Consider the following 7,238-nt stretch of genomic DNA (forward strand, 5'->3'; position numbering starts at 1 on the left):
AAAAATTTCCAATCAAGAATAGCACATCACCAGTAATTGCAGATTTTAAGCATGATTATACTGGCACATCTATTCAAACACAACTTAACAACCCGAATACTAAATTTGATCAAACTTTTGTTCAAGGCTTAGCTGGATTACGTACACGAATTTACTTCCCTTACTTAGACAAACTCAAAAGTTTAGGAAATATTACCATTAATAAAGCTGAGCTAATTCTTACTGTTGTAGGTGGGACCGATCAAATCAAGCCTGCCCAACGATTATTATTGTATCAAACGGATATCGCCAAACAAAGACAATTTATACCAGATTTTGGTACGAACCCTGTTGTATCAATGACCGATCTTGATTTTGGCGGTTTCTATGATAGCACTAACAAACGCTATAAATTTGTAGTCACCACTTATATCCAAGATATCCTTAGAGGTAGATTAAAACAATATGATACTTACATTGCACCTGTTGGGCTTAATTATAACCGTCAAACTGGTCCACTCCCTTCAGGAGCAACAGCCACTAGCGCAGTAATTGGTAGCGGCAAATCAGGTGTTAGCTATAAGATGAAACTCAATATTATTTATAGTAAGATTAATTAAGATTCTTAAACCGAATTAACAATCGTATTCCTTTAAAATGAAGTTTATCGCATGAGCGAATGCTTTATTTTAAAGGAATTTTGTTTTTAAGATAATTGAAGCCTGGCCTTTCCTTATTAAATATTGCGCTGTCTAAAATTCTATGAATTAAAAGCCAAGCAAAGAAGTTTTAAGCTTGAAACTCTATCAAAAATTGATATATGAGGAGTTCAAAAGCATTAGGTGAGTGCCATTTTTAAGTAATTCCATTAATATTACACTTTTAAATTTATTTGTTAGGAAGGCTTTTTAAAAATTCCATAATATCAATATTATAAATTTCACATACTCTTAGAATTTGTTCTAATGTGAAATTGATACGGCCATTCTCCCAGTCGGCGTAAGCATTTCTACTAATGCCTAAACAATTTGCAACAAATAATTGACTGTAGTTACTATTAACTCTAAACTTCCTTAGTTTAAAACCCAAAATAGAATTTATCGCGCCCCCCCCATATTATAATTTTTTTATTTTGTAAAAAATAAATATAATAAAAGTTTAAAATTTTGCCAAGTTATACCTGTCATTTTATATTTTTATAACTTATACCTTGGAGTTAATGTTAGGCCAACAGATAAGGAAAATTCCATCCCTTTAAGATAATGGAAATAAAGACATAATTAAAGAGAATATTTTTTTAGACTCAATCAGGCTAAATATTAATAATAACTCCAACAATTATTTTGTGAAAGAAATAGATTCAAAAATTTATTTCATAGATAAATTATTTGCAATCATCAAGGTATATAATTCTGAGGGCATCCTAGAGAATACTTTTTTAGGTAAGAAAAATTTTCCTCAAATGGGTGAATTATACTCAATAAGCTATCTGCAAAACTATTTTTATATCACAGACAATATATTCATATATAAATTTGATAGAAAATTTAATCTTTTAGAAAGCAGTAGAATACATTTCAAACCAAATATTTTGGATATTGATACTGAAAATCCAAATCCAGAGCAAATCATGTTTTATCAATTAAATTACGGCGCAATGAAAAGCTATCAGGGATTTAATAACAAATTAATTATCCCGATAGAAATGGAATTGCCTAATTTAAATGCATTTAACACAAATAAATATTATAAAATAGCATACAACTTTGCATTGTTGAATATAACATCTTTTAAAGTTGAAAAACTTTTTAACAATTGGCCATCCTCATATACAGAAAATAAGAATTATCCATTTTTGACAAGTAACAGTTATTACCTGAATAATAAGGAAATTTATATTAATCATGAAGCTGACACATCTGTTTATTTGGTTGATACAGCACTCAATACATTGTTTAAATTCGGTTTTAAACCTGAAAAATTTAAAAATGACTATAAAGAAACTACAAAACTTAGTGATGCTTTCGACTCAGAGCTACCACTTAAGTTTAAAAATGAGTATGGATACTTTAAACAATTAATAACAACCGATGACAAACTCGCCGTTAGATTCTTCAAAACAGGGAAAAACAATAGTAATCATTTAGGAGTGCAAGTTTACAAAGAATTTAATCTTGTGAATGAATTTATCTTAGAAAAGGATCTAGAAGTTATAGGATACATTGCACCATACTTTCTGTTTTACAAAAACAACACTAGTTATGAGGATAAATTAACCATTTTTAGACTAAAAATTAATTATGATTAAAAAAATAGCAATGGTTTATTGGGTTATTACCCTTGTCATTTATTCTGGAAATATCTTAGCTCAATCTAAAAGTTATAAAATTATTGATGCTCAAAGTAAAAATCCAATACCTTATGTAACTATAAAAAGCGGCAATTTTCTATCCGTGTCTGATACTAGTGGGACTTTTATGTTGCCAGACTCTGTAAGTAAAATAACAGTAAGTTGTGTTGGTTATCAGACCAAAACTTTTGTAATTGATCAATTGGTTCGATTACTAAGTCTAAATTCTGCTAGCTATAATTTAAATGAAGTATTGGTAAAACCATTGGAGTTTAGAGATTTCAAACATAAACATGCAGCAGCACATCGATTAAATATTGAACAGAATCCTTTTGATGCCAATTTTTTCTATCGAGAATTTACCAAAATAAATAATCGATATATAGATTTTAATGAAGCATTTGGTCTTTACCATTTTGAAGGATTAGGAAATTACGATAACGTTAATTCAAACCACTTCATATTTAAAACTGAACATGTAAGATCTCTCAATATTTCGATAGATAAAAAACTAGGTCTTCATCAGGTTAATTGGCTTGTGGCAGTAAATAATATAAGTAAATATCTTCTTCTTAATTTTATGAGTTTCTACGATTCATTTAATTGGAAAATTGATAAAATTATCAATGATGGTAAAAGCGACTTAGTTGAAATCTCATATATACCTAAGCCCGAAAAAATTAATTACCTAGAATCTAAACAATGGAGAAGAATGGATATCTATGCTGGTGTAATAGGATCAAAGGGCAAAGTATATATTGATGAAGAAACTTTGAAATTGCAAAAATTCATATTTAGTGCCGAGCATTTCAATAAAGCTTTAAAGGGATATAATGCTGAAGATGAAAAATTTAAAATCCTCTCAATTAGTGGTGAGTTAACTTTTACGACGAATGAAAATAACAAAACTGTACCTGCCTTTTTAGGATGTAATGTCTCTTATATTTTGAAAAATAAACCAGAACAGATTATAGAAAAACGATTAGAATTTTATTTTTCTAATTACAACCTAAATAAACAAGATACAAAAGATCTTGAAGTTAAATATAATTCCAAAATAGAATTTGAGTTTCCTACAAGAGCAATGCATTATCAAAGAGAGTTTATTTTCTCAGAGAATGCAATATACAATGAAGATTTCTGGAAAAAGGAATTACCCTATCCACAATTTTATGATTTGGAGAAAGTGAAAAGTGATTTAAAAGCACAGGGTGTAGATATTTACAAAAAGTTTAAAGAATTTAACAATAGATATAAATAACATGAAAATACTAAGTTTTTTAATGGTTTTCATCAGCATGATTATTACCGATGATCCTTCAATAAAATTTGATAAAAAAGAGCATGATTTTCGAAGTATTAAGGCAGGTAGCGAAATTGTTGTTCAATTTAATCTCACCAACACCTCGAAAAAGACTCCTCTAATTATTTATTCTGTAAGTACAACATGTGGATGTACTACCGCAAGTTCTCCAAAAATGATAAAGCCATTGGAAACAAAACCAATTATTATCAAATTTAATAGTAAGGGATTTAAAGGTCCCATTTCAAAAGATATTATAGTTATCACAAACACAGTAAATGAATATGATAAATTGACAATTAAAGGTACTGTACTTGAATAAAAATGTACAATTCTTTTTATAGGACAAAGGCTATAAGTTTGTGATAAGCACCTATATTCAAGATATCCTTAGAGGTAGATTAAAACAATATGATACTTACATTGCACCTGTTGGGCTTAATTATAACCGTCAAACTGGTCCACTCCCTTCAGGAGCAACCGCCACTAGCGCAGTAATTGGTAGCGGCAAATCAGGTGTTAGCTATAAGATGAAACTCAATATTATTTATAGTAAAATCAATTAGGCTTTTAATTTTCAATTCCACCCAAAATACATATCCAAATCAGTAATTTAGGAGAATCTAAATAACTGATTAAAATGTGTGGAATTGTTGCTTATATTGGCTTCCGCGAAGCTTGGCCAATTGTTATTAAAGGATTACACCGTCTCGAATACCGCGGTTATGATAGTGCAGGTGTTGCGCTAATGAACGGCAGCCTTAATATTTATAAAAAGGCAGGCAAAGTTAGCGACCTCGAAAAATCAGTCGAAAACGAGAATCTGAAAGGCTCAATTGGCATGGGTCATACAAGATGGGCAACACATGGAGAACCTTCCGACCGAAACTCACATCCTCATACCTCCGGTGATGGCAGATTAGCTATTATTCACAATGGCATCATTGAAAATTATTCTTCTTTAAAGGAAGCCCTCCTATCCAGAGGTCATATTTTCAAAAGTGATACCGATACAGAGGTTCTTATTCATCTGATTGAAGATATACAGCAGCAAACCGGCCTAGATCTTAGAGAATCAGTTAGAATAGCTTTAAATGAAGTTATTGGTGCGTATGCCATTGTCATCATGAGCAAGGATGAACCTGATGAACTCATTGCAGCCCGCAAAGGGAGTCCGATGGTACTTGGAGTAGGAGAAAAAGAATATTTCATAGCTTCTGATGCTTCTCCAATTATAGAGTACACCAAAAACGTAATCTACCTGAATGATAATGAGATCGCTTATATAAAGAGAAATGAGCTACTTATAAAAAATATCGATAATGTTGTGCAGATTCCATATGTACAAGAGCTGGAACTGAAACTTGAGATGATTGAGAAAGGCGGATTTGATCATTTCATGCTGAAGGAGATCTATGAACAACCACGTTCTATAAAGGATTGTATGCGTGGCCGAATTTACCCAGAAAAAGGTCTTGTACAACTTGGTGGTATTAAAGAATATGCCGAAAAACTCAAAAATATAGATAGGATTGTTATTGTAGCTTGTGGTACATCCTGGCACGCAGGACTAGTTGGAGAGTATCTTATCGAAGAATATGCCCGTATCCCTGTCGAGGTAGAATATGCTTCAGAGTTCAGGTATCGAAACCCTATCATTTCAGAGAAAGACATTGTAATTGCAGTATCCCAATCGGGGGAAACAGCCGATACCATGGCAGCTATAGAGTTAGCCAAAGAAAAAGGTGCAACTATTTTTGGAATATGCAATGTGGTTGGTGCTTCAATTCCAAGGCTTAGCCATGCTGGAGTATATACACATGCAGGACCAGAAATAGGGGTTGCATCTACAAAAGCATTTACCGCCCAAGTTACTGTGCTTACATTGATGGCACTTTATATGGCTCAACAGCGAGGAACAATCACACAAAGTAAGTTGATCGATTTACTAACGGAACTCGACAATATTCCATCAATGATTGAAAGATGCCTGCTTTCAAACGACAGTATTAAAGAAATCTCTGCAAAATATAAAGATGCTAGAAATTTCCTGTTCCTAGGAAGAGGAAGTGGATTTCCGGTAGCACTGGAAGGCGCATTAAAGCTCAAGGAAATATCCTATATCCACGCAGAAGGTTATCCTGCGGCAGAAATGAAACACGGACCTATTGCTTTGATTGACGAGGAGATGCCAGTAGTATTTATTGCCACAAAGAATTCTTCATACGAAAAGGTGATCAGTAATATCCAGGAAGTAAAAGCTAGGAAAGGTAAAGTAATTGCCATTGTAACCGAAGGGGATACCACGGTGAAGAATATGGCAGATTACGTAATTGAAATACCTGAGGCCGACGAAATATTCTTACCACTGCTTGCTACAATACCTTTGCAATTACTTTCGTACCATATTGCAGTGATGAGAGGTTGCAATGTTGATCAGCCACGAAATCTGGCCAAATCGGTAACGGTGGAATAGTTCAGGAAGGGTACACTTTGATTTGAGGGTTTTCAGAATGGCATATTAGCCCCTAAAACATTGGCAAAAATAGCATAATTCAGATTTTTTAATAAAAATGACTCAGTTTGCTCGGAATAAGGGGGAAGTATGATCCAAGAAACGCAATATTTAAATTGACACAATAATCCAGAAATGTTTTGGATTGTCTGTTGAAATATTTTGGGTTAAAATTAAAAAAGAAAATGAAAGTAAGTATATTTGAAATCTTTAAATCCGTTAATTCAAGAAAAAATAAAACCTAATAATGGGAGAGGTAATTCTTTTAGGCTCCATATTTTGTTCTGCAATTACAATATATTTATTATTCAATAGAACTGTTAGCTGCCAATTATTCTCATCCAAAATTTTAGGCATATTTTTTATTGCAAATACTTTATGTGCAATAGCATACTTATTAATTATTTCTGGATGGATTATTTATATACCCCACTTTTACAAAACTTCAGCACCACTTAATCATTTATTACCGCCACTTGGTTACCTCTATATCAGAATCATATTAAAAAACGAAATTGCTTTTCAAAAATATGATTGGCTACACTTTATACCATTTGGAGCTTGCGCAATAAATTATTTGCCATTATATACGATGGGTATAACCGAAAAATCAAAATTAGTTGCTCAGCTTATTGAAGACTATTCAATTATATATAGTTCAAAAGATGGTTTTTTGCCAGAGTATATCATTAAAGCAACTAGATTTATTCAAATACCAATTTATTTATTTTTGCAATGGCAATTAGTACTAACCTTTAATAAAAAAAAGATTGCACCTGTTTATGAAGCACAAAAAAATCATGTTTTAAAATGGTTAAATATTTTTAACTGGAATAGCAGCTTAATCTTAATTTCTATCCTATTTATTTTTGCTTTATTTTATTTCAAACCCGAAATAGGAACCTCAAAAATGATAGTAACAATTCCCAGTTTAGTTATTGCATTTGGATATTTAATATTGAGTTCATTTTTATTGTTAAATCCAGAAGTGCTTTTTGGTTTACCGTATATTATTTCAAATAATAGGAAAGAAAATACTTCCCCCCAAAAAAATAACAATCGATTACTCACCAAAAATTATGAGAAAACCA

At 31.7% G+C, this 7,238-nt stretch carries 8 protein-coding genes; 7 read left to right on the forward strand and 1 reads right to left on the reverse strand.

The annotated features are described in order from the left end of the window. Positions 1 to 599 (forward strand): DUF4270 family protein (locus ACILQF_RS08720; RefSeq protein WP_395627031.1); only part of this gene is annotated, 599 nt, incomplete at its 5' end. 268 nt (positions 600 to 867) lie between these two features. Here the strand turns inward: ACILQF_RS08720 and ACILQF_RS08725 are convergent. After that, positions 868 to 1,068 carry a helix-turn-helix transcriptional regulator gene (locus tag ACILQF_RS08725; RefSeq protein ID WP_395627032.1) on the reverse strand — a complete coding sequence of 67 codons (201 nt, stop codon included), beginning with the start codon at positions 1,066 to 1,068 and terminating at the stop codon, positions 868 to 870. A 256-nt stretch (positions 1,069 to 1,324) separates the two neighbouring features. On the opposite strand from ACILQF_RS08725, the gene ACILQF_RS08730 reads away from it, so the two are divergent. From ACILQF_RS08730 to ACILQF_RS08755, 6 genes are all read left to right on the forward strand, one after another. Next, complete coding sequence (locus tag ACILQF_RS08730) at positions 1,325 to 2,287, forward strand: hypothetical protein (RefSeq protein ID WP_395627033.1); 963 nt, start codon at positions 1,325 to 1,327, stop codon at positions 2,285 to 2,287. After that, the gene (locus tag ACILQF_RS08735; protein WP_395627034.1) at positions 2,280 to 3,590 is read left to right on the forward strand and encodes a carboxypeptidase-like regulatory domain-containing protein; all 1,311 of its coding nucleotides are present in this window, start codon (positions 2,280 to 2,282) and stop codon (positions 3,588 to 3,590) included. Before ACILQF_RS08730 ends, ACILQF_RS08735 begins: the two co-directional genes overlap by 8 nt. A 1-nt stretch (position 3,591) precedes the next feature. Next, positions 3,592 to 3,954: a DUF1573 domain-containing protein gene (locus ACILQF_RS08740; RefSeq protein WP_395627035.1), complete on the forward strand. Its 363-nt coding sequence runs from the start codon at positions 3,592 to 3,594 to the stop codon at positions 3,952 to 3,954. 40 nt (positions 3,955 to 3,994) lie between these two features. Beyond that, positions 3,995 to 4,198: a hypothetical protein gene (locus tag ACILQF_RS08745; RefSeq protein WP_395627036.1), complete on the forward strand. Its 204-nt coding sequence runs from the start codon at positions 3,995 to 3,997 to the stop codon at positions 4,196 to 4,198. A gap of 74 nt (positions 4,199 to 4,272) precedes the next feature. Next, on the forward strand, positions 4,273 to 6,108 hold the full coding sequence (gene glmS, locus ACILQF_RS08750) for a glutamine--fructose-6-phosphate transaminase (isomerizing) (protein WP_395627037.1): 1,836 nt from the start codon (positions 4,273 to 4,275) through the stop codon (positions 6,106 to 6,108). Between the two features lie 286 nt (positions 6,109 to 6,394). Continuing rightward, a partial coding sequence (locus tag ACILQF_RS08755; RefSeq protein WP_395627038.1) for a hypothetical protein occupies positions 6,395 to 7,238 on the forward strand: 844 nt, incomplete at its 3' end.

This window comes from Daejeonella sp., from assembly GCF_044232565.1.
Classification (GTDB): Bacteria; Bacteroidota; Bacteroidia; order Sphingobacteriales; family Sphingobacteriaceae; genus Daejeonella.